The sequence below is a fragment of the Kribbella sp. NPDC048928 genome, assembly GCF_043197975.1.
In the GTDB taxonomy this organism is placed as follows: Bacteria; Actinomycetota; Actinomycetes; order Propionibacteriales; family Kribbellaceae; genus Kribbella.
The window spans coordinates 165,296-188,740 of record NZ_JBICUC010000009.1 but is presented as its reverse complement, the minus strand read 5'-3'; the positions used below and the strand labels follow the sequence as shown (position 1 = coordinate 188,740).

Sequence of the window (23,445 nt, the reverse complement as noted above, 5' to 3'; positions counted from 1 at the left end):
GGAGCTCACGCACGCTGCTCCTCCCATTGCTGATCGTGGGCCGTCCACCGTCGAAAGAGGTCAGTTCCTCAGCGTCTCTCACCTTCTAAGTCGGCCCTTGAGGTGAGCGGAGAGCGAAGCGCAGGTCTTGATCACCTGCCAGTAGTCTCGCGCCATGACCAGTGACTGGCGGATGGACCGGATCGGGGCTGCTCTGCGGGGCCAGAATCCGACCGTGCTGAGGCGGCTCGGATCCGGCTTCGCGGTGATCGGCGATGTTCAGTTTCTCCCCGGATACTCCGTTCTCCTGACCGACGAGCCGGCTGTTGAACGGCTGACTGACCTGCCCAGGGCCAAGCGACTGGCGTTTCTGTCCGACATGGATCAACTCGGAGAAGCGGTTGAGCGGGCATGCCGGCGGCTGGACCCCGACTTTCGCCGGGTCAACCTGGAGATCCTCGGTAACGCAGACCCTTTTCTGCATGCCCATATCTGGCCGCGCTTCGAATGGGAGCCGGCCGAACTGGCGGGCAAGCCGGTATGGCTCTATCCGCGTGACCGGTGGAGTGACGAGCAATTCCGGCTCGGTCCTCAACACGATGCGCTGCGGGATGCCATCAGCAGAGAACTGGACTCGCTCACGCATGGCTGAGCCCCATCGCTCTGACGTCCTACCTCGACAAGAACCCCTGGGGTTGTGGATTACGGTAGTTGGGTGAGGAACGAGGACCGTCGGCTGCGCCGCCTGGTGGTGGGGGATGTTGTTTGGCTGTGGACGGTTCGGCAGCGGGGGGAGGGTGCGGACTGTTGCCTGCGGCTCTCTTTGGTTCGGGAGGGGGCGCGGGGCCGGTTGGTTTTCGTGTTTCGTCCTGGTGCGGATCGGGTTGTCTCGAACACCTACTTCGAGGCCGGGACCGTGGCGCGGCTGCCGGATCGCAACTACCTCAACCTCTTCGAGCCCGGAACAGTTCGCCGGCTCCTGGATGCGGCTGCGTCGGAACTGGATCTCTCGGCACTCGAGCAGCAGACCGAGCTCGACGGCTGGCCGTACTTCGACGCGGTTGTTGACCTAGCCAACGATTAGACGTTCATCGAGGGGCCTCTTTCGTTGAGGTGGTGCGTGTCGTTGTACAGGACGATCGCGGACGGGCGCGTCGGGGTGTAGCGGAGGATTGTTAGGGCGGCGTTGTGGGGGGTCAGGGTTAGCCAGCGCCAGTTGGGGGCGTCCAGGGCGTGGCGTGCGAGCCAGGCGACCAGGAATGCGTGGGTGATCACCAACTGATGTTGGTCCTGTCCGTCGACCGGGCCGGTGAAGCGGTCTACAGCGAGGCGGGCTAGTTCGGGGCCATGTTTGAGTTCGCCGGGGGTGTTTGCAGGAAGTGGCAATGGGGGGTGGTTTTGTCCGGAGGGGGCGCTATCGTCTGCGGTCCGGGGTTCAGGATGGCGGAGGGATGGGGCGGATGAGCGTGCGGCGGCTGGGGGCGGTTCTGGCTGTGGTCGGGGTGTTGATGGCTGGTGGGTTGCCCGGGCGGGCGCAGGCGGCTTTGCCCAGTTCGGTGCCGTGCACCAACTACATGGTCTGGACCGACAGCGCGAACGCTGTGCAGGAGGCTGACGTCACCGCCGCGAAACCGCCGCGGGGCCTGGGGCCGTACCAGCTCGCACAGTTCGTGCCGGTTCGGGCCATGTCGACCTGGTACATGTCGACGACGCGTCAGGGTGAGCAGTACTCGTACGGGCTGTTGCTGCAGGGTGGGAATCTGTATCGGCACTCCACCATCACCCCGCCAGGTAGCCGGGCACGGGTGACCGCGACCAAGCTCGGAGGCGGGTGGACGAGCTTCAAGTCGATCGCGACGTCGAGCTTCAACGAACCGGTCGGCGCCAAGCATTCGTTCCTGTACGGCCTGAACACCAACGGGTACCTCTACCGGTACGCCGCGAACGGCACCGGCTACAAGGCGTACGGCTCGTTCGGTGGGTTCAGGAGCTTCAAGACGATGGCGGTGATCAGCCAGCGGCCGACGTACGACACGCTCCTGATGACGACCACCGCAGGCGCGCTCTACACGATCCACATCCCGACCACCGCGACGGCGAAGCCGGTCGTGAAGGTGATCCGCAAGTCGGGCTGGCCCTCGTTCGAGTCGCTCCTGGTCGAGCACTGCGGCAACTACGACGGGAGCGTCGTCGTCGGCATCGACCACAACACCGACTCCGCTTATCAGTACGTGTTCGGCAAGGCCAACGGCACAGCAACCACCATCACGTCGTACGGCAAGATCGCGATCACCTTCCCCGGAACGGTCTACGCCTCCCGTACCAGCGCCTGGCTGTCCGGCGAATAACTCCTTCCCCGCGGAGTGTCGGATCGGGCGACGCGGGTTCGTGGTGGAGGTGGAAGGGTTGTGGTGGGTGGTTCCTAGGAGGAGTTGTGGCTGAGTATTTGGTGGTGTTCAACCAGGAGTGGGTGCCGGAGCTGACCGATGAGGAGTTGGTCGGGAGGTCCCGGGCGCTGCGGCCGTTGCTCGCTGAGATGCGGGAGGCCGGGGCGCTGATCTTCACCGGAGGGCTGGATCCGGAGGCGCCGGTGGTCAGTGTGGACGCGTCGAGCGGTACGCCGCTGTTCACCGACGGGCCGTACGTCGAGTCGAAGGAGCACCTGGGCGGCTTCGCCGTACTGGATGTACCCGACGAGGAGGCCGCACGGCACTGGGCCGGCAAGATCGCGATCGCGTGCGGCTGGCCCCAGGAGGTACACCGCTTCCAGCTCCCCACGAAGTACGAGCGATGACTGGCTCGCGATCGACCAGTTTCATCACATCCGCGCGCGGCGGGAGTGGAGCGAGGAGGAGTTCCTGGCGGTGTTCCAGCGGACCGTCCTGGGATTTCACCGCGCGGTGGCCGGGATGGTGTCGGCGGGGAACAACGTGGTTGTCGACCATATCCTCGGTGAGCGGCTGTACGGCGGTCCATCGGAAGCGTTCGCGGTGCTGCGCTCCCGGGGGTGATCGGGAGCGCAGTACCGACCGGGGTCAGCTGACGCGGTACAGCGAGCCGCCGCCGGAGATCGCGATGGAGGTCTTCACGCCGCCCACGTTCAGGTCGACGATGGTGGTGGTGCCGACCTTGCGGACGGCGTACAGGACGGATCCTGTCGCCCGGACCGGGACGACGAAGGACAGGATGGACGCCGACTTGCCGGAGCGCGCCATCATCAGGGTCGGAGCAGACCTGCGGTCGTAGCTGGTCGGGTACTGCCAGCCCTGGATCGGGTTGGTCTGCGCCTGCTTGATCAGGATCGCGCCGGGCGGCAGCGCCTGCTGGAACGGCACCTGGAACACGACCGTCCGGGTCGAGTCGCCGGGCTTCATCGCCACGGCCGTCGTCCGCGAGTACACGCTCGCCTTCTGGTCCGACGGCAGGTGCCACAACGTCTGGAACGCCTGCGCGGTCTTCGCCGACGCACGATCCCAGACGACCATCAGGTCCGGGTCCTTCAGTACCAGGACCGACCGCAGGCGGTTGATCGAGGCCCCCGGCGCATCGTTGAACACGTACGACTCCCAGTTCGCCTTCACCGTCGACGCGGTCAGCCGCGTGACCGGGTTCGTGTACGTCGACATCGGCGTCGTCAGCGCACTGTGCGCGTACGGGCTGACGACCCACGTGCGGTACGCCCCGGCGGTGTACGCGGCGTACCCACCGTCGACGATGATGTCCCGCCCGCGCGCCGTGTACGTGATGCTCGTGTGGTCGAAGTGCCCGTGGAACGCCCGTCCCGGCCCGAACCTGATGCTGTACGTCGACTCGCCGGTGAACCCGCGCCCCGGTTCGGTTCCCCAACCGGTCCGCCCGAAGACGTACCCGTTCGAGTAGATCCCGACCCGCCACGGCGGTACCGTCCCGCTCTTCCCGAGCGAACCGGCGTACTCCATCGGCGTCCCCGCCCACGGGTACGTCGACTGCACCTCGGTGTCACCGAGCTGGTGCAGCTTGCCCAGCGAGTTCGTTGCCAGCGTCAACCATTTGGCCAGCAACGCGCGCCGTGTCGAGATCGTCGTACCGGGATCGACACCGCAGTTCTGCAGCACCGCGATCGCACGGCCCCACAGCGAGTAGTTGAATGACGCGTACCCGGTCGACTGTTCGTTGGTCGACCCCTGGGCATCGATCGAGGTGGTGATCCCGGCGCCCAGCCGTTGCTGCGCGACGTTCTTGTAGTCGGTGCGGCCGAGCGTGCAGCCGACGCCGAAGAGCGCGATGCTCTCGTCGGTGCCGTGGTTCCACGCGCCGCTCCAGTAGTTGGTGAGGAACCGTGCGTGACTCAGCAGCGCCGTGTCCAGCCAGGCGTACCGGGTCGGCAGCGTCGTCACGTTCAGGCCCTTGATGATCGCCTGGCGCAGGCAGATCAGGACGTTCGTACGGTGCATGGTGGACTCCCACGCGCCGACGTTCGCCTTCCACGAGTACGGGTTGTCGCGGTACCAGTCGTACGCGATCGTGTTCACCCGGGTGAGCGCGGTCAGGTCGCCCTTGCCGGCCGCGACGATGCCCTGCCCGAGCCAGCGCAGCGAGTGGAACCACATGTACCAGCTCGCGTTCTTGTACGGGTTCGAGGCCCAGTTGATGTTGCCGCCACCGTTACCGACCTTGTACGCCGCGTACGGACCCCAGGCGAACTTGTCGGCGTACAGGTTGGCCAGCGGGTTGGTGGCGTCGATCCCGCTGAACCCTGGACAGGCGTAGAACGGAGCGGTCAGCGACCGCGCTTTGCTCGCACCGATGTCGGTTGCCGGCGCCGCGGTGGCGGGGACGACATTGCTCGCCCCCGGCACGAACTGCGCCTCGCCCGGCTCCTCGGGTCCCGGCACGATCGGGATCCCGGGATTGTCCTGCGGTGCTCGCGTTTCCCCAGCTGCCGTTCCGGCCCCCAAAGCCAGAACAGCGATTGCCACGGCCACACCGGCCGTACCCCTGAATCGCATGAAGCCACACCTCTCCCCACCGTCCCCGAGCTCTGTTACCCCTTACAGACCTCGATGCGCCGGTGGGGAAGAAGGTTGTTGGTTCAGCCCACTATTTTCAGGCTGCTGAGTTTCAGCCCATCGTCTTCTGGCCGTCGATGGTCTCCCGGATGATGTCGGCGTGGCCGGCGTGCTGCGCGGTCTCGGAGGCGATGTGCAGGAACGCCATCCGGACCGTCCAGAAGACGCCCGGCGGCTGCCACGGCGCGGCCGGCAGCTCGTACTTCGCGTCCAGGTCGAGGGTGCGGACCAGGTCCTCGGTCTCCGCGGCGACCTTGTCGTACGCCGCGAGGACGTCGGCGAGCGTCTCGCCCTCGACGATCCGGAACTGGTCCTGCCACGAGGCGACGACGTCGGGCGTGAACTCGACCGGCGCGGTCGCGGCCTTGCCCTGGGCGAACTCGCCCCAGTGCTGCTCGACCGTCGACACGTGCTTGATCAGCCCGCCGACCGTCAGTTCGCTGGCGGTACTGCGGGTACTCGCCTGCTCGTCCGTCAGGCCCTGTGCGGTGTGCCGCAGGAAGTTCCGGCGGGTGTTGAGGAGGTCCAGGATGTCCGCCCGCTCGCCGGAGACGGTCTGCTCGTTTGTCGTCATGGTTCGACTCTAGGCGGAGAAGCGGCCAGGTACTGTCCGCTATGAGAATCCGTGGTCTTGTCCGTGGTTGTGCCGCCGAGGCCTCCTCGGCCGGGCGATCGCCGTCTAGCGTGAACCCGGGCGGCGAGAACGCCGCATCCGTCCGAACTTGAGGGGGTTCACGGTGGGTACGATCACGACCGGTGACGGTACGGAGATCTTCTACAAGGACTGGGGGACGGGACAGCCGATCGTCTTCAGTCACGGATGGCCACTGTCGGCCGACGATTGGGACAACCAACTGTTGTTCTTCTTGTCGAAGGGCTACCGCGTCGTCGCGCACGACCGCCGAGGTCACGGCCGGTCCTCGCAGACCGGCGACGGGCACGACATGGACCACTACGCCGACGACCTGAAGGCGGTCGTCGACCATCTCGATCTGCGCGACTGCATCCACGTCGGTCACTCGACCGGCGGCGGCGAGGTCACGCACTACCTGGCCCGGCACGGCGAGGACCGGGCCGCCAAGGCCGCGCTGCTCTGCGCGGTCCCGCCGCTGATGCTGAAGACCGACGCGAACCCGGAGGGTCTGCCCAAGGAGGTCTTCGACGACCTCCAGGCCCAGCTCGCCGCGAACCGGTCGGCCTTCTACCGGGCGCTGCCGGAGGGACCGTTCTACGGGTTCAACCGGCCGGGCGCGGAGCCGAACGAGGCGATCATCGCGAACTGGTGGCGCCAGGGCATGATGGGCGGCGCCAAGGCGCACTACGACGGCATCGTCGCGTTCTCGCAGACCGACTTCACCGAGGATCTGCGCAAGATCACGATCCCGGTGCTGGTCGTGCACAGCGAGGACGACCAGATCGTGCCGTACGCCGACGCGGGCCCGAAGTCCGCCGCACTGCTCAAGAACGGGGTCCTCAAGACGTACAAGGACCTCCCCCACGGACTGCCCACCACGCACGCCGACGTCGTCAACGCCGACCTGCTCGAATTCTTCGGGTCGTAAGCCATGAGCCACCACAGAACACGTTTTCTGGCGGTGCTGGGGGCCGTACTCGCAATCCTGCTCGCGGCGGTGACGCCCGCCGCCGCGTCGTACCCGAAAGGCCCGAAGCCGACCGTCGTGCTCGTGCACGGCGCGTGGGCGGACGGGTCCAGCTGGTCGAAGGTCACCAGCCGCCTGATCGACGACGGCTACCAGGTCCGGGTGCCGCCGAACCCGTTGCGCAACCTCACCACCGACGCCGCCACGATCCGGGACTTCCTGAGCACGCTGTCCGGACCGATCGTGCTCGTCGGGCACTCGTACGGCGGCGCCGTCATCACCAATGCGGCCACCGGAAACCCGAACGTCAAGGCGCTGGTCTACGTCGACGCGTTCGCGCCCGCGGCCGGGGAGCCGATCTTCCCGCTGGCCGGCGCCGACTCCGCGCTCGCCGTACCGCCGGAAAACGTTTTCGACAGCGTTCCGTACCCGGGCGCACCGGCCGGTGACGTCGATCTCTACCTCAAGCACGACACGTTCGTGAAGTCGTTCGCCTCCGGGATGCCGCGCAGCCAGTCCGAGAAGCTGTACCCGGCGCAACGGCCACTCACGCTCAGCGCGGGCTTCACTCCGTCCGGTACGCCGGCCTGGACCACGATCCCGTCCTGGTACGTCCTGGGGACCCGCGACCTGATCATCACCCCGACGGCCCAGAACTTCATGGCCACCCGGGCGCACTCCGCCATCACCCGGATCCCGGCCGGCCACCTCGGCCTGCTCACCGACCCGGGCCCGGTCACCAAAGTCATCGAAAAGGCCACCCACACCGTCCGGTGACGCCGAGGCCGTGACGACCCGCATCAACCCGAGTGCGGGCCGTCACGGCCGGTTGCGACCTGTTGTGCGGCACCGACCGCGGGTGCAAGGTCGAATCGGCCATTCGGGCCGGGAAACCGTCCCGGACCGATGGTTGTCCCGGGGAGGGGATCATGGGCAAACCACGCCTCATCGTCGCTTCCGTCGCTGCCTTCGCAGCTGCCCTGTGCGGAGCCGCGGTCACTGCCTCTGCGGCACCGGTCGTGCAGGTGTCGGCCGGCAGCCCACCGTCGCCGTTCTCGCAGAACAAGCAGAACGAACCGGCCGTCGCGATCGACGCCAACGATCCGGCCGTGATGGTCGCGGGGTCCAACGACGAGATCGACATGGAGTCGTGCGCGGCGGGTGACCCGGGCACGTGCCCGTTCACCGGCGGCGTAGGCGTCTCCGGCGTGTACTTCTCGTTCGACAGCGGGCAGAACTGGACGCAGCCGACCTACGCCGGCTGGACCGCCCGGGCCTGCCTCGGCCCGGCGGCCTGCGTCCCGCAGGTCGGGCCGATCGGGACACTGCCGCACTACTACGAGGCCGGGCTGGTCTCCGACGGCGACCCGGCCGTCGCGTTCGGGCCGCGCCCAGGCCCCGACGGCACGTTCTCGTGGGCCAACGGTTCCCGGCTGTACTACGCCAATCTGACCTCGAACTTCGCCGCCGACCGGCAGCTGGAGACGTTCCGTGGTTTCGAGGCGATCGCGGTGTCGACCACCGACGACGTCCGCGCCGCGGCAGCCGACAACGCCTCGGCGTGGACCGCTCCGGTCATCATCTCGAAGCAGTCGTCGACGACCTTCTCCGACAAGGAGCAGATCTACGCCGACAACGCCGCGAGCAGCCGCTTCTTCGGCCACGTGTACACCTGCTGGGCGAGCTTCCGCAGCAACAGCCACGGACAGGCCCTTCCGGTGCCGCTGACCGTGGCGCGCTCGGCCGACGGCGGTCGTACCTGGGTCACCAAGCAGGTCGGACCGGCCACCAGCAACGGCATCAACCAGCAGCCCGACGGCTGTGTGGTCCGTACCGACAGCACCGGGAACGTCTACGTCTTCGGCGTCGGCGTACGCGGCGGCACGAGCCTGCAACTCATGTACAAGTCGACCGACGGCGGCGCGCACTGGGTCGGTCCGGCGGCGGTCGCGCCAGTGATCGAGCCCGGCGTGCTCGACCCGGTCCAGGGACGCCCGGTGATGGACGGTGTCGCCGGCGCCCGCGTCGACCTGGCCGGCGGGCCGAACGTCGACATCGCGAACGGCCGCCCCACCGGCGTTGGAGCGACCAACGAGATCTTCATGACCTGGTCCGACGGCCGGGCCGGCCTGAATCACGAGCAGTTGATGCTGACCTGGTCGCGCAACGGCGGCGCATCCTGGGCGACGCCGGCTCCGCTCGCCCTGAGCACCGGGGACCGCCCGGTCTACACGGCGCCCGCCGTGTCCCCGGACGGCACCGACCTGTACCTCGTGCACAACTCGTTCACGACCCCGTACCGCGACAACACGACGGACCCGCGCGGTCTGGTCGGCGAGGTCCGGCACGCGAACGTCACGGCCGGCGTACCGTCCGGCTGGACGACGCTGGAGCGGGTACCGGGTGGTGACCCGCGGGGCAGCAGCGCGAACTCGCTGACCTCGGAGTTCCTGGGTGACTACGTCTACGCCGCTGCGACGAACGACCGCGCCGTCGCGGTCTGGAACGACTCGCTGAATGCGGGCGTCTGCCCGGCGATCAATGCCTATCGGACGTCGCTGTACACCGCGACCCCCGGTGCACCGCCGAACGTCCTGGTGGCCTGCCCGTCGACCTTCGGAAACACTGACATCCTCGGAGGCAGCTACCCGGACCCAACACCGTAACCGCGTAGCGAGGGCGCCGTCCGAGCGACGGCGCCCTCGCCGATAAACCGTTTGCACGGTCCAGTGCGCTCGCGCAGGCCTGGAGGTCGCCGTACTTCGCGACGATCCCGGAGATCCAGGATTTCAACGTGCTGCCGAAGGTGCGGCGGCAGGGCATCGGGAGCGCGTTGATGGACGCGGCCGAGGCGATGGTCGCGGAGCGGTCTGCGGTGGTCGGGATCGGGGTCGGGCTGTACCCGGACTACGGGCAGGCACAGCGGATGTACGTACGGCGCGGCTACCTTCCGGACGGGCGTGGGCTGATCTACGACGGGCGTCAGGTGCCGCCGATGGAGATGATCCGGAACGACGACGACGCCACCCTGATGTTCACCAAACAGCTGAGGTAGCGTCGGGAGGGTGCGAGCTGTCGAGTACTCCGTGACCGGTGAGCCCGATGTCCTGACCCTCGTGGACAGGCCGATCCTCGATCCGGGGCCCGGGGAGGTGCGGGTGCGGATCCACCGGTCGGGCGTCAATCCGACCGACTGGAAGACGCGCCGCGGCTCCGGCGCCGGTACGCCGGTGCACCCGGCGCAGGTGCCGAACCAAGACGGCTCCGGTGTCGTCGACGCCGTCGGCCAGGGCGTCGACGTGGCGCTCGCCGGGCAGCGCGTCTGGCTCTGGGAGGCGGCGTACCAACGTCCCTCGGGCGGTACGGCGCAGGAGTACGCCGTGGTGCCGGTGCGGCATGTGATGCCGCTGCCGGACAACGCGTCGTACGACCTCGGCGCCGCGCTCGGCGTACCGTTCCTGACCGCGCATCGCTGCCTGACCGTGACCGAGGACGGCCCGGATCGCCTCGGGCCGGGCAAGCTCGCAGGCCGGACGGTGCTCGTCACGGGTGGTGCCGGAGCGGTCGGCAACGCGGCCATCCAACTGGCGCGCTGGTCGGACGCCACGGTGATCACCACCGTGAGCAGCCCGGAGAAGGGCAACCTCGCGGCGCTGGCCGGCGCCGACCACGTCATCGACTACAAGCAGCAGGACGTCGCCGCGGAGGTCCGCGCGATCGCACCGCACGGCGTCGACACGATCGTCGAGGTCTCGCCGGCGGCGAACGCGGCCATCGACGCCGCGGTGATCGCGACCCACGGCTCCGTGGCCGTGTACGCGACCGACGGCGGCGAGACGATGGAGCTCCCGGTCCGCGCGTCGATGGTGCCGAACGCCCGCTGGCAGTTCGTCCTGCTCTACACGGCCCCCGACTCCTGGCGCCCCCGCGGCCTCGCCGACGTCGCCGCCGCGGTCGAGGCCGGCGCGATCCGGATCGGCCCGGAGGCCGGAATCCCCTTGCACCACTACACGATGGCCCAGGCCGCCGAAGCCCACGCCGCCGTCGAGCAGAGCATCATCGGCAAGGTCCTCATCGACATCACCGACGACTGACCGACCGAGCAGAACAAGCGCGCAAGCATCTAGAGCGCTTGAAACAACCCCGTCTCCCGGTACGCGGCGTGCAGGCGCAGCACGACCTCGGTCGGGGGATGCAACGGGCCGGGCGGCGCGCTGAAGAAGCCGGCCTCGATCACCTCGTCTGCGCCCGGCTGCAGGGTTCCGGTCCAGCGGCGGGCTTCGAAGCAGAGGGCGAAGCAGTGCACCACGTCGCCGTTCGGGTACGTCAGTGTGTGGACGTCGGCCTGCGACAGGCTGGCGAACGGGACCAGGTCCTCCTCCGCGACCTCGAGCCCGGTCTCCTCCCGGAACTCGCGAGCTGCCGTACGCCGGAAGCTGTCTCCCGGCTCCGCACCACCGGCCGGAAGCTCCCACAGCCCGGAGTCGCGACTCCGCTGGAACAGGATGCGATCGTCCGCGTCGACCGCGAGCACCTGGGCGCCGGGCAGCAGGAGCAGGCGGGAGCCGACGTCGCGACGCAGCTGGGCAAGGTAGGAGTCCACGGATGAGAGGGTAGAGCCCGTGGACTGGGTGAGACGGCGGGCAGGATCCCTGCTGGGGTTGGGGCTGATCGGCGGCCTGGTGTGGACGACGGTCGTCACATTGTCGTCGCCGGGCTGGTACGACCCGGGCGAGGACTGTGCTCGCAAGCTCGGCGTCGGTGACGGGACGGTGCGCACCAGTTGGTTCCCACCGTCCGCGAGCTGTGTGTCCGGCGGCGAGGTCCACCAGTACATGTCGACGACCCGTTCGGTGGTGCTGTCCGTCGTCGGTGTCCTGCTGCTGATCGTGCTCGTGCCGGGCCTGATCCTGACCGTCCAACGGCTCACCGGCGACCCCGGCCCGATCCGGCCCGGCACGGACGAGGCCGGCGCCGCCGTCGACCTCAAACGCCGACGGCGCTCACATCTGATGTGGGGCGCGCTGGACATGGGCGTGGCCTTCGCGGTCGTCACCTTCTTCAGCGTGGCCGGGATCATCTTCGGCGGCCTGCCTGGCGGGATCCTGAGCATCGTGGCGACGCTCGCCGGCGTGAGCGGGTTCGGCACGCTGCTCGACCGGCACATGGGTCCGTTGCCGAGCAGCGCGCTCGATTCCCGGCGGCGCGGGACGATCGCGGGCATCTCGACGTACGGCGTGGTCTTCGCGGCGACCGCCGTTTCGGGACAGCTCCCGTTCTTCCGTTTCTGGGCTGTCCCGCTGGGGGCGGTCGCCTACGCCGTCATCGTCGCCGTGCAATGGGCCCGCGTCCCGGCCCCCGCGGGGCAGCCGGTTTAGGGCGCCCTAGCAGGGCCAGCCTGGCTCGATGTTCTGGTTCAGGTGGAAGACGTTCTCCGGATCCCACTGGCATTTCACCCGGGCCAGCCGCTCGTAGTTCTCCTGGCCGAAGCCCGCGATCACGCGGTTCTGTCCTTCGTTGCCGATGAAGTTCAGGTAGACGTACCCGGTGGCCCACTCCTGCAGGTCCGCGCACAGGTCACGTGCCCAGCGGATCCCGCGCTCGTCGTCGGCCTGGTCCGCCCAGAGCCCGAACGGGTGAACCACCCAGGCAGCGTTCCGGTGCGGCAACGGCCACCGGTCCGCGGCGCGCAGCACCTGGCCGCCCCACGGCGCCACCATCTGCTGGGACGGCGACGGGTTGGGCATGTCGACCACCCGGTCACAGAACGCCTGGACCGCCGCATCCGGCAACGTGGACAGGTGTTCGGCGGACCAGTAGTTCCGGAACCCGGGCGGATCGTCGAGCGCCGACTGCAACGCGTCGTACGGCAACTCGGCGACCATCACCGCCTCCGGGGCGAGAGCGAACATCGGCGCGAACACGTCGCGGGTCTCCGCCTCGTTCCCGGCGTAGACCGCGGCGGCACCGATCAGCAGCCTGCCCTGCAGATGCTCGGGGACGAACTCCTCCGGCGGTCCCGTCAGGTACACCACCGCACCACCGAGATCGTCCGGCGCGCCGGCTTCGATCAGATCCCGGTACGCACGAACCACCTGTGGCCCCGCGTCGGCAGGCCAGAGCAGCAACGCGAGCGTGCACTCCGGCAACGGCTGGAGCCGCAGCGTCAGCGACGTGACGGCACCGAAGTTCCCGCCACCGCCGTGCAGCGCCCAGAACAGCTCGGTGTTCCGGGTCTCGTCCGCGATGACCAGCCGGCCGTCGGCGGTCACGAGCTCGACCGAGACCAACGCATCGCAGGCGAGCCCCCACTTGCGTTCGAACCACCCCGAGCCGCCGCCCAGCGTGAGCCCGGCGACCCCGGTCGTGGACACCCGGCCGCCCGTTGTCGCCAGGGCGTACGGCGTGCACGCGCGGTCGACGTCACCCCAGGTCGCACCGCCGCCGATCCGGGCGATCCGCGCCTCGGGATCGATCTGGACGCTGTTCATCCGGCGCAGATCGACCACCAGCCCACCGTCGGTGACCGCGGTCCCCGCCACCCCGTGACCGCCGCCGCGGACGGCGACCTCCAGGTCCCGGCCGGTGCCGTAGCGCACCGCCGCCTGGACGTCGGCCGCGGTCTCGCACTGCGCGATCATCGCCGGCCGCTTGTCGATCATGCCGTTGAAGACGGTCCGGGCCTCGTCGTACGCCGGGTCACCGCCCTGGAGCACTACGCCACCGAATCCCGGTGGGCGTGCGTGTTCGATCGTGTCGGACATGCTGAAACTCCCCCTTGCTCACTCCCCCAGGTGATCCACCGATCGTGCAACGCACCCGTGCAGGGGTCAACGCCCTGAGACGGTCTGGGATCGAGCGTTGTCCGTCGGTAAGGTCGAGGCGTGACCAGTGCGGCGGTGATCGGTGGTGCAGGACAGGTTCTGACCGAGGACGAGGTGACGTCGTTCGTCGGCGAGGCCTTGGCCGGTGCGGGGCTGGAGGGGCGCAGCGTCTGCGTGATCGTCCCGGACGCGACCCGTAGTTGCCCGTTGCCCCTGCTCCTGAAGGCCGTCACCCAGGCCCTCAAGGGCAGTCAGGTCACGATCCTGGTTGCCCTCGGCACCCATGCGGAGATGACGCCAGAGCAGCTCCGCAAGCACCTCGGTGACGACTATCCGAACGTGATCAACCACGAGTGGTGGAAGCCGGACACCTTCGCCGACCTCGGCACGATCGGCTCCGACCGGGTCGGTGCGATCTCCGGCGAGATGCTCCGCGACGAGGTCCCGGTGCGGCTGAACCGCGCCGTCGTCGAGCACGACGTGGCGCTGGTCGTCGGGCCGGTGTTCCCGCACGAGGTGGTCGGCTTCTCCGGCGGCAACAAGTACTTCTTCCCGGGCGTCGCCGGCCAGGAGGTCATCGACTTCTCGCACTGGCTCGGCGCGCTGATCACCAGCGCCAACATCATCGGTACGCCGGGCATCACCCCGGTCCGTGCGCTGATCGACGAGGCCGCGGCGCTGATCCCGGCCGAGAAGCTCGCGCTGTCCGTGGTCGCCCAGTCCGGGACCGACGCACTGCACGCGGTCGCGTTCGGTGACACGATCTCGTCCTGGCGCGCGGCCGCCGAGATCTCCGCGCAGACCCACGTCCGCTACCTGGAGCGTCCGGTCCGGCGCGTGGTCTCGGTGATGCCACCGAAGTACGCCGACATCTGGACCGCGGCGAAGGGGTTCTACAAGGTGGAGCCGATCGTCGCGGACGGCGGCGAGGTGATCCTGTACGCGCCGCACGTCACCGAACTGGCCGCGATGCACCCGGAGATCGCCGAGATCGGGTACCACTGCCGCGACTACTTCCTCGGCCAGTGGGAGAAGTTCCGCGACCTGCATTGGGGCGTGCTCGCGCACTCCACGCACCTGCGCGGCGCCGGCAGCTGGGACCCGACGAGCGGCGAGCACCTGCGCGTCCGGGTCACGCTGGCGACCGGCATCCCCGAGGAGGTCGTCCGCGGCGCGAACCTCGGCTACCTGGACCCGTCGACGTTCGACCTCCAGACGTACGAGGACGACCCGGACACCTTCGTCGTCCCGAACGCCGGCGAAACCCTCTACCGCCTGAAGGCCTAGCCGCTGGAGATGACCCGCCGGTAACCTGCGGGTTATGACAGACGTCGTGATCATCGGGTCCGGGTTTGCGGGGCTGTGCATGGGGATCAAGCTCCGGCAGGCCGGATGTGAGGACTTCGTCATCCTGGAGAAGGCCGACGACCTCGGCGGCACCTGGCGGGACAACACCTACCCGGGCTGCGCCTGCGACATCCCGTCGTACCTCTACTCGTTCTCGTTCGAGCAGAACCCGCGCTGGACGCGGATGTTCGCCCCCTGGAACGAGATCCTCACCTACCTTCGGCACTGCGCCACCAAGTACGGCATCGCGGACAAGGTCCGGTACGGCGCCGAGGCCACTGAAGCCGTCTTCGACGAGGCGAGCGGGCACTGGACCGTGACGGTCAACGGCGACGAGACCATCGAGACCCAGGCCCTGGTCGCGGGCGTCGGCAGCCTCCATGCGCCGAAGCTCCCGGACCTCCCCGGCCTGGACACGTTCGAGGGCACCGCGTTCCACTCCGCGGTCTGGGATCACTCGGTCGAGCTGCGCGGCCGGAACGTCGCCGTGATCGGCACCGGGGCGTCGGCGATCCAGTTCGTACCGCAGATCGCGCCGGAGGTCGCGCAACTGGACCTGTACCAGCGCACGCCGGCGTGGGTCACCCCGAAACCGGACCGCGCGATCGGCGGCTGGGAACGCAAGCTGCACGAACGGTTCCCGGCCGCGCAGCGGACGATCCGGAACGCGATCTACTGGGGGCTCGAGGGCCGCGGCGCCGGCTTCGCCGGGAACCCGAAGTTGATGAAAGGCCTTGAGCTACAGGCGAAACGGCACCTGCACAAGCAGGTCACCGATCCCGAACTGCGCGCGAAGCTGACGCCGGACTACCAGATCGGCTGCAAGCGCGTACTGATCTCGAACGACTACTACCCCGCGCTCACCCGGCCGAACGTCGACGTGGTCACCACACCGATCGCGCGGGTGACACCGACCGGAGTGGTCACCGCGGACGGCACCGAGCGCGCCTGCGACACGATCGTGCTCGGCACCGGCTTCGACGTCTCGGCGAACCTGACCCGGATGCCGATCCTCGGCAAGGACGGCGTCGACCTGGCCGACCACTGGAAGCGCGACGGCATCGGCGCCCACCTCGGCATCACGGTCGCCGGCTACCCGAACCTGTTCCTGCTCGTCGGCCCGAACACCGTCCTCGGCCACTCCTCGATGGTCTTCATGATCGAGGCCCAGGTCCGGTACGTGATGCAGGCCCTGCACCTGCTCCGGCGCCGCAACGCGACGTACGTCGAGGTCCGCGAGGATGCCCAGGAGCAGTTCGTCGACACCGTCCAGCACGAACTCGACAACTCGGTCTGGCACTCCGGCTGCACCAGCTGGTACCTGGACACCACCGGCCGAAACTCCACCATCTGGCCCGACTGGACCTTCACCTACTGGCGCCGAACCAGACGCCTGAACCCAGCAGACTTCGCAGTAGTCCATTAGGGGATTGCCCGGACTCCTGTAGTAGGAGGTGGGGGGTGTTGGGGTACGACCTTGGGATGAGGGGAAGACCGATCCGGAGGGCGATGTCTCGGAAGGTCTGTTGAAGGACTCTTGAGACATGGACATTCTTCAGATCGCAGGCGCGGCAGTCGTGGTGATCGGCATCCTGATCACCGCGCTGATCGCCATCATCCCATCAGTCGTCGACCGCTGATCCTCAGTCGGCGGACAGGTGAACCAGCAGGTCCTGACGGGTCAGGACGCCGACCGGTTTGCCGTCGTCGAGGACCATCAGGGCGTCGCGGCCCTCGAGCAGGCCGACCGCCTTCGCCACAGGTTCGCCGGCGCCGAGGGACGGTAGCGCCGGGTCCATGTGCTGCTCGACGATGTCGGCCAGCCGGGCCTTGCCGGAGTACAGCGCATCCATCAGGGTCCGCTCCGACACCGCGCCGGCCACCTCGGCCGCCATCACCGGCGGCTCCGCCCGTACGACCGGCATCTGCGAGACGCCGTACTCACGGAGGATCGCGACCGCCTCGGCGATCGTCTCGTGCGGATGCGTGTGCACGAGCGGCGGCAGGCTGCCGTCCTTGCCGGCCAGTACGTCACCGAGCGTCGTGCCCTGCTTGGCGTGCGCCAGGAAGCCGTACTGCGCCAGCCAGTCGTCGTTGAACACCTTCGTCAGGTAGCCGCGGCCGCCGTCCGGCAGCAGGACCACGATGACGGCCTCGGGATCGTCGAGCTCGTGCGCGAGCCGGATCGCGGCCGCGGCGGCCATCCCGGCCGAGCCGCCGACCAGCATCGCCTCTTCACGCGCGAGCCGCCGGGTGAGTGCGAACGAGTCCGCGTCCGAGACCTCGATGATCCGGTCGCAGATCTCCCGGTCGTACGTCTCCGGCCAGAAGTCCTCGCCGACGCCCTCGACCAGGTACGGCCGGCCGGTGCCGCCGGAGTACACCGAGCCCTCCGGGTCGGCGCCGACGATCTGGACGCGGCCGTTCGACACCTCCTTGAGGTACTTCCCGGTGCCGGTGATCGTGCCGCCGGTGCCGACGCCCGCGACGAAGTGCGTGATTTTCCCGTCGGTCTGCTCCCAGAGCTCCGGGCCGGTGGTCTCGTAGTGCGAGCGGGGGTTGTTCTGGTTCGCGTACTGGTTCGGCTTCCAGGCGCCCTCGATCTCGCGGACCAGGCGGTCGGAGACGTTGTAGTACGAGTCGGGGTGCTCGGGGGCGACCGCCGTCGGGCAGACGACCACCTCGGCGCCGTACGCCTTGAGCACGTTGCGCTTGTCCTCGCTGACCTTGTCCGGGCAGACGAAGACGCATTTGTAGCCCTTCTGCTGGGCCACCATCGCCAGCCCGACGCCGGTGTTGCCGGAGGTCGGCTCGACGATCGTGCCGCCGGGCTTGAGCTCGCCGGAGGCCTCCGCGGCCTCGATCATCCGGACCGCGATCCGGTCCTTCACCGAGCCGCCGGGGTTGAAGTACTCGACCTTGGCCAGCACGAGAGGCTTGGCGCCGTCGGTCGTCTTCGTCAGCCGCACCAGCGGGGTGTTGCCGACCAGGTCCAGGAGTGATTCTGCGTAGCGCACGATCTTTACTGTAGTGATACGCGCTGCTTTCCCCTATTTTCACTTGCGCCGCCGTGACAGCGTGTAATCCTTGTACTTGTGAGTAGAGCCAGGGCAGCCAAGAAGCTGGCCCAGGCCGCAGCCTTCGGGGGCGGGGGACTCGGACTCATCGGTGCCACGTTGTACGGCGTACTGACCGCTGAGGCCGAGTACGCGAAACACGTGATCGGACCGGCGAGGTACTACCCCACTCCGGGCGACGGTCTGTACGGCCGGTATCCAGGACATCCGATCACGTTCGCGATGCTGGGCGATTCCAGCGCCGCGGGGTACGGCACCGATTCGCCGGACGAGACGCCCGGCGTGATGCTCGCCTCCGGGCTGACCGACCTCGCCGAGCGGCCGGTGCGACTCGTCGACGTCTCCAAGACCGGGGCGAAGTCCACCGATCTTGCCGCACAGGTCGACGCCGCCCTGCAGGCCGGGCCGCACGTCGCCGTGATCCTGATCGGCGTCAACGACGTCAAGGCGCAGATGCCGCCGTCGACCTCGGTACGGCTGCTGTCCGCCGCCGTCCGCCGGTTGCGCGCCGCGAACTGTCAGGTCGTGGTGGGTACCTGCCCCGACCTGGGAGTGGTCCGGACGATCATGCCGCCGCTGCGGTGGGTCGCCCGGTCCTGGAGCCACCGGCTGGCCGCCGCTCAGACCATCGCGGTCGTCGAGGCAGGCGGCCGCTCAGTGTCTCTGGGCTCGCTGCTCGGTGAGGTGTTCCGGACCAACCCGTCGATGTGGGGCCGGGACAACTTCCACCCGTCGGCCACCGGGTACGCGGCCGCTGCCGCCGCGCTGCTGCCGTCGGTCGCCGCCGCGATGGGCGTCGGACCGGAGTCGTTCGTGCACCCGGAGCCGTTCCGCGGCGAGGCGATCCTGCCGATCGCGGAGGCCGCGGTCCAGGCCGCCCGTCGCGCCGGTACCGAGGTGGCAGCGACCGAGGTCGCCGGCCGGGAGCGCGGTCCGCGCGGTCGCTGGGCTGCACTCCGGCATCGTCGCCGGCACCCGCAGGCCGACGTGGAACGCGTCGACGAGGACTCGAAGGACTCGGCCGAATCGGTGCCGGTCGGCCAATAGTTGCTGGGTTGTGCGTCCGCTGAGCGGCACCTTTCATGTCGGGAGTCTTGCCTCCGGGCGGCCGTGTGGTGCACAGTCGATAACTACGCGGTACCCCGATAGCGGGAGGCGAAGATGGGCTTGAACCACTCCGAGGAGACGCATCAGCGTTTGGTGGAGGCCGTGCCCAGGTGCACCGGACGCGCTATGACCGAGTGGTTCCAGCTGATGAACGACGGACCGTCGTTCCTGCGCTTCGACGAAAGAGTGAGATGGCTGGCCGGCGAGTACGCACTCGCCCACGGGCACGCGACCGCCATCGTGCACGAGTACGACCTGGTCAAGGCGCACCGGCGAATGGGCTGAACCGCAAAGGAGACAACCGCGAAGGCCTGCCCTTTCAGGTGGAGGGGCAGGTCTTTCGCGTTCCGAGCAGAACCTCGTTGCCCTCCGGATCCGCTACCAGGTAAGGGTTTTCGGACAGTACTCGCCCGCCGGCCGAGACCGCGGTCGCGATCCGCTGCGCCAGCAATTCTTCCGGTACGGCGAGTTCGAAGCGGATCCGGTTCCGCTGCTGCCGGGCCTCCTCCAGCTGCTGGAAGAACAGGACCGGGTTCAGCCCGCGCGGGTCGCGGATGTCGGTGAGGAACATCCGCGGATCCTCCTCGTAGCCGAGCAGCCGCGTCCAGAACGCCCGTACCGCAGGAACATCCATCGCGTCGATCCCGAACTGCACGAACCGCAGCGGCGCCGGATCGGCGCGCAGCCCCAGTTCCTTCGCCGCGGCCTCGATCTGCTGCGCCAGCGCGACGAACCTCGGGTCGGCCCCGTCGTCGCCCTCCCAGCGGTCCTTGCCGCTGTCGAGCAGGACGCCTTCCCGCCGTACGTCGATCAGCAGCGGAAGGTCCGCGGCGTCGGCCAGCTCCGCCACGGTCGTCACGAACTGCGGTGTGGCGTTCGGGTAGAAGACCATCGCGCTGAACAGCGCCAGCCAGTCGGTCGTCCCGGGCAGCGGGTCGCCGGGCACCAGGTCGGCCTCGTTGCCTTCGACGTCGGCGAGCATCACTCCGAACGCGCCGGAGGGTTCACGACCGGCCCGTGCGCGGATCACCTCTGCCTCGGGGCGGACCACGTCGACGTGGATCCGGTTGCGGAGCGGGCGTGGCTCTTCGAGCTTCCGTACGGCGAAGGCGGGGCCACGCCGGAGCGGATCCTGCAGACCGCCTAGGGCGACGTCCCAGAAGGTGCCGACCGCGGTTGGGTCGGTGGCCTGGATCTCTACGTCGAGGGTCTGCAGACCCTCCGGGTTCTCCGTCAGGCCGAGCTCGCGGGCGTGCGCCGACACCTCCGCCAGGTCATCGACGGACACCCGTACGCCAGTACTCCGAATGTCCAGGTCCGCGTTTGCGGGGTTAGTCGCGAGGGCGGCGCCGGCGGCGTGCGAGGGAGCGTCGTACCAAACACTGGTCATGGTGACCACCGTAGAGCCGGAACCGGACGAGGTGCGTCCGGAACCGAAGATCCCGGGGAACAACGCGGTGCGGATGCACAATGGCGCGGTGAGTTTCACGATGCTGGCGGTGGTCGTCGCGATCGGCCTGCTCGGACCGCTGCTCGCGCAGCCGCGCGGCTGGCACATCCCGATCGTGCTCGGCGAGCTGATCGCCGGCGTCGTCCTCGGGCGCACCGGGTTCGGGTACCTGACCGCGTCCGACACCCTGTTCACGTTCCTCGCCGACATCGGGTTCGGCCTGGTGATGTTCGTGGCCGGGACCCATGTCCCGGTCCGCGACGAGAGCCTGCGGCGGGCGATCCGCCCCGGGCTGCTCCGCGCGGTGCTCACGGGCCTGGTCGCGACCGGTCTCGCGTTCGCCCTCAACGCTGTCTTCGACACCGGTCACGTGCCGCTGTACGCCGTACTGATGGCGTCCTCGTCCGCGGCGCTGATCCTGCCGATCGTCGACTCGCTCGGTCTCGGCGGGCGGCCGGTCGTCGAACTGCTGCCGCAGGTCGCGATCGCGGACGCCGCCTGCATCGTGGCCCTGCCGCTGGCGATCGATCCGCCACACGCCGGCCGGGCGGCGCTCGGTGCGCTGGCGGTCATCGGGGCGGGTGTCGTGGTGTTCGTCCTGCTGAACAAGGCGGAGCGGTCCGGCGTACGGCGCCGGGTGCACGACGTTTCGGAGGACCGGCTGTTCGCGGTCGAACTGCGGATCAGTCTGGTGGTGCTGTTCGCGCTCGCAGGGCTCGCGACGGCCACACATGTCTCGATCATGCTGGCCGGATTCGTGTTCGGGCTGGCGGTGGCGGCCGTGGGCGAACCGCGACGATTGGCCCGACAGTTGTTCGCCCTGACGGAGGGTTTCCTCGGGCCGGTATTCTTCGTCTGGCTCGGCGCGTCGCTCGAACTGCGGGAGCTCGGCACGAAACCGGCCTTCATCGCCCTGGGCGTGCTGCTCGGCGTCGGTGCGGTGATCAGTCACCTGTCCGGCGCGTTGACCCGCCAGCCGATCAGCATCAGTGCGCTGGCCGCGGCTCAGCTCGGCGTACCGGTAGCTGCCGCCACGGTCGGTACGTCACTGCACGTGCTCGAGCCGGGCGAGTCGTCCGCGCTGCTCCTCGGGGCGCTGGTCACGATCGCGGTGAGCACGATTGCGGGCGGGATCGCCGTACGGCGTGGTCTGGTCGCCGAGAAGGCCCCCTGATCCAATGACGAAGGGCCGGCCCACCTGGACCGGCCCTTCGTTGATTTGGCTACCCCGCTGGATCAGTCGCCACCGCGGAGGATGGCGAGGATGCGCAGGATGTTCCAGTACAGCCAGACGAGCGTGACAGTCAGCGCGAACGCTGCGCGCCAGGCCTCGTTCTGCGGGGCACCGTGGCGGACGCCCTGCTCGACCAGGTCGAAGTCGAGGATCAGGTTGAACACCGCGAGACCCGCACCGAGCGCGGCGAACAGCAGGCCCATCGGGCCGAAGCCGCTGATCCCGGTGTGCACGCCGAACAGGCTCAGCAGCAGGTTGACCAGCAGCACACCGGCGAAGCCCATGGTCCCGATCACGACCATCTTGGTGAACTTCGGCGTCACCTTGATCGCGAAGTACTTGTAGGTCGCCAGCGTCAGGCCGGCCGTCACCATCGTGGCCAGCACGGCCTGCACGATGATGTCGGAATGACCGGACCAGTTGGCGATGAACTTGCTGCCGATCCCGAGGAACACGCCCTCGGCGGCGGCGAACACCATCACCAGCGCCGGGTTCACCTTGCGGGAGAACGACAGCACCATGGAGAGCGCGAACGCGACCAGCGCGCCGGCCAGGAACACCGGGGTGACCAGCGTGTCCGGGACCCGCCACCAGGCCACGGCGGCGGCCGCAACGACCACACCGAGGGTGATCGCGGTCTTGACGATCACATCGTCCAGGGTCATGGGCCGGCTCGCGGCCGGAGCACCTTGCTGCTGCTGCGGCGGCATGCCCGACCCGCCGTAGCCGTAAGGGGCCGGCTGACCGTACGGAGCGGCCCCCGGATAGGCCTGGCCCTGGCCAGGCGCAAACGCACTCGACCGGTTCAGCACCGGGTTACGGCTCTGCATTGCTTCCTCCTGATGACCCACATCCGGGGCCGTGCCGAAATACTACGGCCCCATCCTGAACACAATCTGAGAATCCCCCCGATGTTCCCCAACCGAAACCCCTGAAATACAAGGGATTACATCGGTTGCCGATGGAGTTTTCTGGTCAGACGTGGGGGTGGGCGGGTTGTTGGGTGGTGAGGGCGGCGCCTACTTGGTCGGCCAGGGCTATGGCTACCAGGCGTTGTTCGAGGTCGGGGCGGGCTATGTGGGTGGCGGCGGTGAGGAGGAAGCGGCCGCGGGGCTCGCCGGCGTGCTGGACGGTGAGCTCGATCTCGGCGTTCGTCGGGAGGCCGTCGCGCTCCACCTTGAGGACGTGGGAACCGCGGGTCACCGAGCCGTCCGGGTTGAGCCGCGGCCCGGTCGTCTGCTTGCTGTTGGCAACGAACTTCGCGCCGTCGATGCCCAGTACGGCCGTGAGTTCCGCGCGGACCTGTTCGATGAGGTCGTCCGCCGACGCGCCGGCCGCGACTGCTTGCGAGGTGGTGATGACACCGTCCAGGTACCCGCGCCGCCGGGATGCCTTGGCTTGTTGCCGTCGGCCCCAGATCGCGATCTGGGTGACCGCGATGCCGATCACCAGCAACAGTCCGGCCTGCTCGACGTCGTTGCTGCTGTTGATCGTGAAGCTGTCGTACGGCACGGTCAGGAAGAAGTCGAACCACACCGCGCTCGACATCGCCGCCAGGATCCCCGCCAGCCGGATCCCGAACACGGCGACGGCGACGATCACGACCACCAGCACAAGCGCGGCGTTCGCGTTGTCGAAATGCTCGCGGAACGGCGTCAGCAGTGCACAAATCGCCGGCGGAACGAGCAGTGAGGCCGTCAGGACCGGGGCGCGGTAGTTCTCCACTCCCCTATTGATGCGCACCTGCGGCATCGGATCAACAGTTCTCACAAAGGTCT

The 23,445-nt window shown here is 68.6% G+C and carries 25 protein-coding genes; 16 read left to right on the top strand and 9 right to left on the bottom strand.

Annotated elements, in window-relative coordinates:
- Positions 1-154: 154 nt before the first annotated feature.
- Positions 155-631 (top strand): HIT family protein, encoded by a 477-nt coding sequence (locus tag ACGFI6_RS33855; RefSeq protein ID WP_393125913.1) that lies wholly within the window; start codon positions 155-157, stop codon positions 629-631.
- 207 nt (positions 632-838) lie between these two features.
- Positions 839-1,063: a hypothetical protein gene (locus ACGFI6_RS33850; protein WP_393125911.1), complete on the top strand. Its 225-nt coding sequence runs from the start codon at positions 839-841 to the stop codon at positions 1,061-1,063.
- Here the strand turns inward: ACGFI6_RS33850 and ACGFI6_RS33845 are convergent.
- On the bottom strand, positions 1,060-1,365 hold the full coding sequence (locus tag ACGFI6_RS33845; RefSeq protein ID WP_393125909.1) for a histidine phosphatase family protein: 306 nt from the start codon (positions 1,363-1,365) through the stop codon (positions 1,060-1,062). The genes ACGFI6_RS33850 and ACGFI6_RS33845 overlap by 4 nt on opposite strands.
- A gap of 74 nt (positions 1,366-1,439) precedes the next feature.
- Here ACGFI6_RS33845 and ACGFI6_RS33840 point away from each other — a divergent pair, with 74 nt between their 5' ends.
- From ACGFI6_RS33840 to ACGFI6_RS33830, 3 genes are all read left to right on the top strand, one after another.
- Positions 1,440-2,327 carry a hypothetical protein gene (locus ACGFI6_RS33840; RefSeq protein ID WP_393125908.1) on the top strand — a complete coding sequence of 296 codons (888 nt, stop codon included), beginning with the start codon at positions 1,440-1,442 and terminating at the stop codon, positions 2,325-2,327.
- 86 nt (positions 2,328-2,413) lie between these two features.
- Positions 2,414-2,773 carry a YciI family protein gene (locus ACGFI6_RS33835; RefSeq protein ID WP_393125907.1) on the top strand — a complete coding sequence of 120 codons (360 nt, stop codon included), beginning with the start codon at positions 2,414-2,416 and terminating at the stop codon, positions 2,771-2,773.
- Positions 2,664-2,990 (top strand): hypothetical protein, encoded by a 327-nt coding sequence (locus ACGFI6_RS33830; RefSeq protein ID WP_393125905.1) that lies wholly within the window; start codon positions 2,664-2,666, stop codon positions 2,988-2,990. The genes ACGFI6_RS33835 and ACGFI6_RS33830 overlap by 110 nt, the downstream gene beginning before the upstream one ends.
- Before the next feature lie 24 nt (positions 2,991-3,014).
- Here ACGFI6_RS33830 and ACGFI6_RS33825 read toward each other — a convergent pair whose 3' ends face one another.
- Together ACGFI6_RS33825 and ACGFI6_RS33820 are read right to left on the bottom strand one after the other, a co-directional pair.
- Positions 3,015-4,853, bottom strand: coding sequence for a heparinase II/III family protein (locus ACGFI6_RS33825; protein WP_393125903.1), 1,839 nt, complete (start codon positions 4,851-4,853; stop codon positions 3,015-3,017).
- A 226-nt stretch (positions 4,854-5,079) separates the two neighbouring features.
- Positions 5,080-5,601, bottom strand: a complete 522-nt coding sequence (locus ACGFI6_RS33820; protein ID WP_393125901.1) for a DinB family protein — start codon at positions 5,599-5,601, stop codon at positions 5,080-5,082.
- A gap of 163 nt (positions 5,602-5,764) precedes the next feature.
- On the opposite strand from ACGFI6_RS33820, the gene ACGFI6_RS33815 reads away from it, so the two are divergent.
- From ACGFI6_RS33815 to ACGFI6_RS33795, 5 genes are all read left to right on the top strand, one after another.
- Positions 5,765-6,589 (top strand): alpha/beta fold hydrolase, encoded by an 825-nt coding sequence (locus tag ACGFI6_RS33815; RefSeq protein ID WP_393125899.1) that lies wholly within the window; start codon positions 5,765-5,767, stop codon positions 6,587-6,589.
- A gap of 3 nt (positions 6,590-6,592) precedes the next feature.
- Complete coding sequence (locus ACGFI6_RS33810) at positions 6,593-7,405, top strand: alpha/beta fold hydrolase (protein WP_393125898.1); 813 nt, start codon at positions 6,593-6,595, stop codon at positions 7,403-7,405.
- Between the two features lie 152 nt (positions 7,406-7,557).
- The gene (locus ACGFI6_RS33805) at positions 7,558-9,294 is read left to right on the top strand and encodes a hypothetical protein (RefSeq protein ID WP_393125896.1); all 1,737 of its coding nucleotides are present in this window, start codon (positions 7,558-7,560) and stop codon (positions 9,292-9,294) included.
- A gap of 104 nt (positions 9,295-9,398) precedes the next feature.
- Positions 9,399-9,683: a GNAT family N-acetyltransferase gene (locus tag ACGFI6_RS33800; RefSeq protein ID WP_393126377.1), complete on the top strand. Its 285-nt coding sequence runs from the start codon at positions 9,399-9,401 to the stop codon at positions 9,681-9,683.
- A gap of 10 nt (positions 9,684-9,693) precedes the next feature.
- On the top strand, positions 9,694-10,722 hold the full coding sequence (locus tag ACGFI6_RS33795; RefSeq protein WP_393125894.1) for an NADPH:quinone reductase: 1,029 nt from the start codon (positions 9,694-9,696) through the stop codon (positions 10,720-10,722).
- A gap of 29 nt (positions 10,723-10,751) precedes the next feature.
- On the opposite strand, the gene ACGFI6_RS33790 is transcribed toward ACGFI6_RS33795, so the two are convergent.
- Complete coding sequence (locus ACGFI6_RS33790; RefSeq protein WP_393125891.1) at positions 10,752-11,231, bottom strand: NUDIX domain-containing protein; 480 nt, start codon at positions 11,229-11,231, stop codon at positions 10,752-10,754.
- Positions 11,232-11,250: 19 nt separating this feature from the next.
- Between ACGFI6_RS33790 and ACGFI6_RS33785 the strand changes: the two genes are divergently transcribed.
- Entirely contained in the window at positions 11,251-12,006 is a 756-nt protein-coding gene (locus tag ACGFI6_RS33785; protein WP_393125889.1) for a hypothetical protein, read from the top strand.
- A gap of 6 nt (positions 12,007-12,012) precedes the next feature.
- Here the strand turns inward: ACGFI6_RS33785 and ACGFI6_RS33780 are convergent, their stop codons facing one another.
- The gene (locus ACGFI6_RS33780; RefSeq protein ID WP_393125887.1) at positions 12,013-13,392 is read right to left on the bottom strand and encodes an FAD-binding oxidoreductase; all 1,380 of its coding nucleotides are present in this window, start codon (positions 13,390-13,392) and stop codon (positions 12,013-12,015) included.
- Positions 13,393-13,512: 120 nt separating this feature from the next.
- Between ACGFI6_RS33780 and ACGFI6_RS33775 the strand changes: the two genes are divergently transcribed.
- Entirely contained in the window at positions 13,513-14,739 is a 1,227-nt protein-coding gene (locus ACGFI6_RS33775) for a lactate racemase domain-containing protein (protein ID WP_393125885.1), read from the top strand.
- Between the two features lie 34 nt (positions 14,740-14,773).
- Positions 14,774-16,225, top strand: a complete 1,452-nt coding sequence (locus ACGFI6_RS33770; RefSeq protein WP_393125883.1) for a flavin-containing monooxygenase — start codon at positions 14,774-14,776, stop codon at positions 16,223-16,225.
- Between the two features lie 217 nt (positions 16,226-16,442).
- On the opposite strand, the gene ACGFI6_RS33765 is transcribed toward ACGFI6_RS33770, so the two are convergent.
- Positions 16,443-17,816 carry a cystathionine beta-synthase gene (locus ACGFI6_RS33765; RefSeq protein ID WP_393125881.1) on the bottom strand — a complete coding sequence of 458 codons (1,374 nt, stop codon included), beginning with the start codon at positions 17,814-17,816 and terminating at the stop codon, positions 16,443-16,445.
- 78 nt (positions 17,817-17,894) lie between these two features.
- Here ACGFI6_RS33765 and ACGFI6_RS33760 point away from each other — a divergent pair, with 78 nt between their 5' ends.
- Together ACGFI6_RS33760 and ACGFI6_RS33755 are read left to right on the top strand one after the other, a co-directional pair.
- Positions 17,895-18,923, top strand: a complete 1,029-nt coding sequence (locus tag ACGFI6_RS33760) for an SGNH/GDSL hydrolase family protein (protein ID WP_393125879.1) — start codon at positions 17,895-17,897, stop codon at positions 18,921-18,923.
- A 114-nt stretch (positions 18,924-19,037) separates the two neighbouring features.
- Complete coding sequence (locus ACGFI6_RS33755) at positions 19,038-19,268, top strand: DUF4287 domain-containing protein (RefSeq protein WP_393125877.1); 231 nt, start codon at positions 19,038-19,040, stop codon at positions 19,266-19,268.
- Positions 19,269-19,302: 34 nt separating this feature from the next.
- Here the strand turns inward: ACGFI6_RS33755 and ACGFI6_RS33750 are convergent, their stop codons facing one another.
- Entirely contained in the window at positions 19,303-20,373 is a 1,071-nt protein-coding gene (locus tag ACGFI6_RS33750) for a VOC family protein (RefSeq protein WP_393125875.1), read from the bottom strand.
- Here ACGFI6_RS33750 and ACGFI6_RS33745 point away from each other — a divergent pair.
- Positions 20,372-21,607, top strand: coding sequence for a cation:proton antiporter (locus ACGFI6_RS33745; RefSeq protein WP_393125873.1), 1,236 nt, complete (start codon positions 20,372-20,374; stop codon positions 21,605-21,607). The genes ACGFI6_RS33750 and ACGFI6_RS33745 overlap by 2 nt on opposite strands.
- Before the next feature lie 62 nt (positions 21,608-21,669).
- Here the strand turns inward: ACGFI6_RS33745 and ACGFI6_RS33740 are convergent, their stop codons facing one another.
- Positions 21,670-22,497 (bottom strand): Bax inhibitor-1/YccA family protein, encoded by an 828-nt coding sequence (locus ACGFI6_RS33740; protein WP_393125871.1) that lies wholly within the window; start codon positions 22,495-22,497, stop codon positions 21,670-21,672.
- A gap of 145 nt (positions 22,498-22,642) precedes the next feature.
- Positions 22,643-23,419, bottom strand: coding sequence for a DUF4118 domain-containing protein (locus tag ACGFI6_RS33735; RefSeq protein WP_393125869.1), 777 nt, complete (start codon positions 23,417-23,419; stop codon positions 22,643-22,645).
- Between the last annotated feature and the right edge of the window lie 26 nt (positions 23,420-23,445).

Coding starts and splice junctions, on each gene's coding strand:
- ACGFI6_RS33840 (WP_393125908.1), top strand. CDS start 1,440: ATGAGCGTGCGGCGGCTGGGGGCGGTTCTGGCTGTGGTCGGGGTGTTG.
- ACGFI6_RS33740 (WP_393125871.1), bottom strand. CDS start 22,497: ATGCAGAGCCGTAACCCGGTGCTGAACCGGTCGAGTGCGTTTGCGCCT.
- ACGFI6_RS33855 (WP_393125913.1), top strand. CDS start 155: ATGACCAGTGACTGGCGGATGGACCGGATCGGGGCTGCTCTGCGGGGC.
- ACGFI6_RS33780 (WP_393125887.1), bottom strand. CDS start 13,392: ATGTCCGACACGATCGAACACGCACGCCCACCGGGATTCGGTGGCGTA.
- ACGFI6_RS33820 (WP_393125901.1), bottom strand. CDS start 5,601: ATGACGACAAACGAGCAGACCGTCTCCGGCGAGCGGGCGGACATCCTG.
- ACGFI6_RS33750 (WP_393125875.1), bottom strand. CDS start 20,373: ATGACCAGTGTTTGGTACGACGCTCCCTCGCACGCCGCCGGCGCCGCC.
- ACGFI6_RS33805 (WP_393125896.1), top strand. CDS start 7,558: ATGGGCAAACCACGCCTCATCGTCGCTTCCGTCGCTGCCTTCGCAGCT.
- ACGFI6_RS33770 (WP_393125883.1), top strand. CDS start 14,774: ATGACAGACGTCGTGATCATCGGGTCCGGGTTTGCGGGGCTGTGCATG.
- ACGFI6_RS33830 (WP_393125905.1), top strand. CDS start 2,664: ATGTACCCGACGAGGAGGCCGCACGGCACTGGGCCGGCAAGATCGCGA.
- ACGFI6_RS33755 (WP_393125877.1), top strand. CDS start 19,038: ATGGGCTTGAACCACTCCGAGGAGACGCATCAGCGTTTGGTGGAGGCC.
- ACGFI6_RS33745 (WP_393125873.1), top strand. CDS start 20,372: ATGGTGACCACCGTAGAGCCGGAACCGGACGAGGTGCGTCCGGAACCG.
- ACGFI6_RS33735 (WP_393125869.1), bottom strand. CDS start 23,419: ATGCCGCAGGTGCGCATCAATAGGGGAGTGGAGAACTACCGCGCCCCG.
- ACGFI6_RS33810 (WP_393125898.1), top strand. CDS start 6,593: ATGAGCCACCACAGAACACGTTTTCTGGCGGTGCTGGGGGCCGTACTC.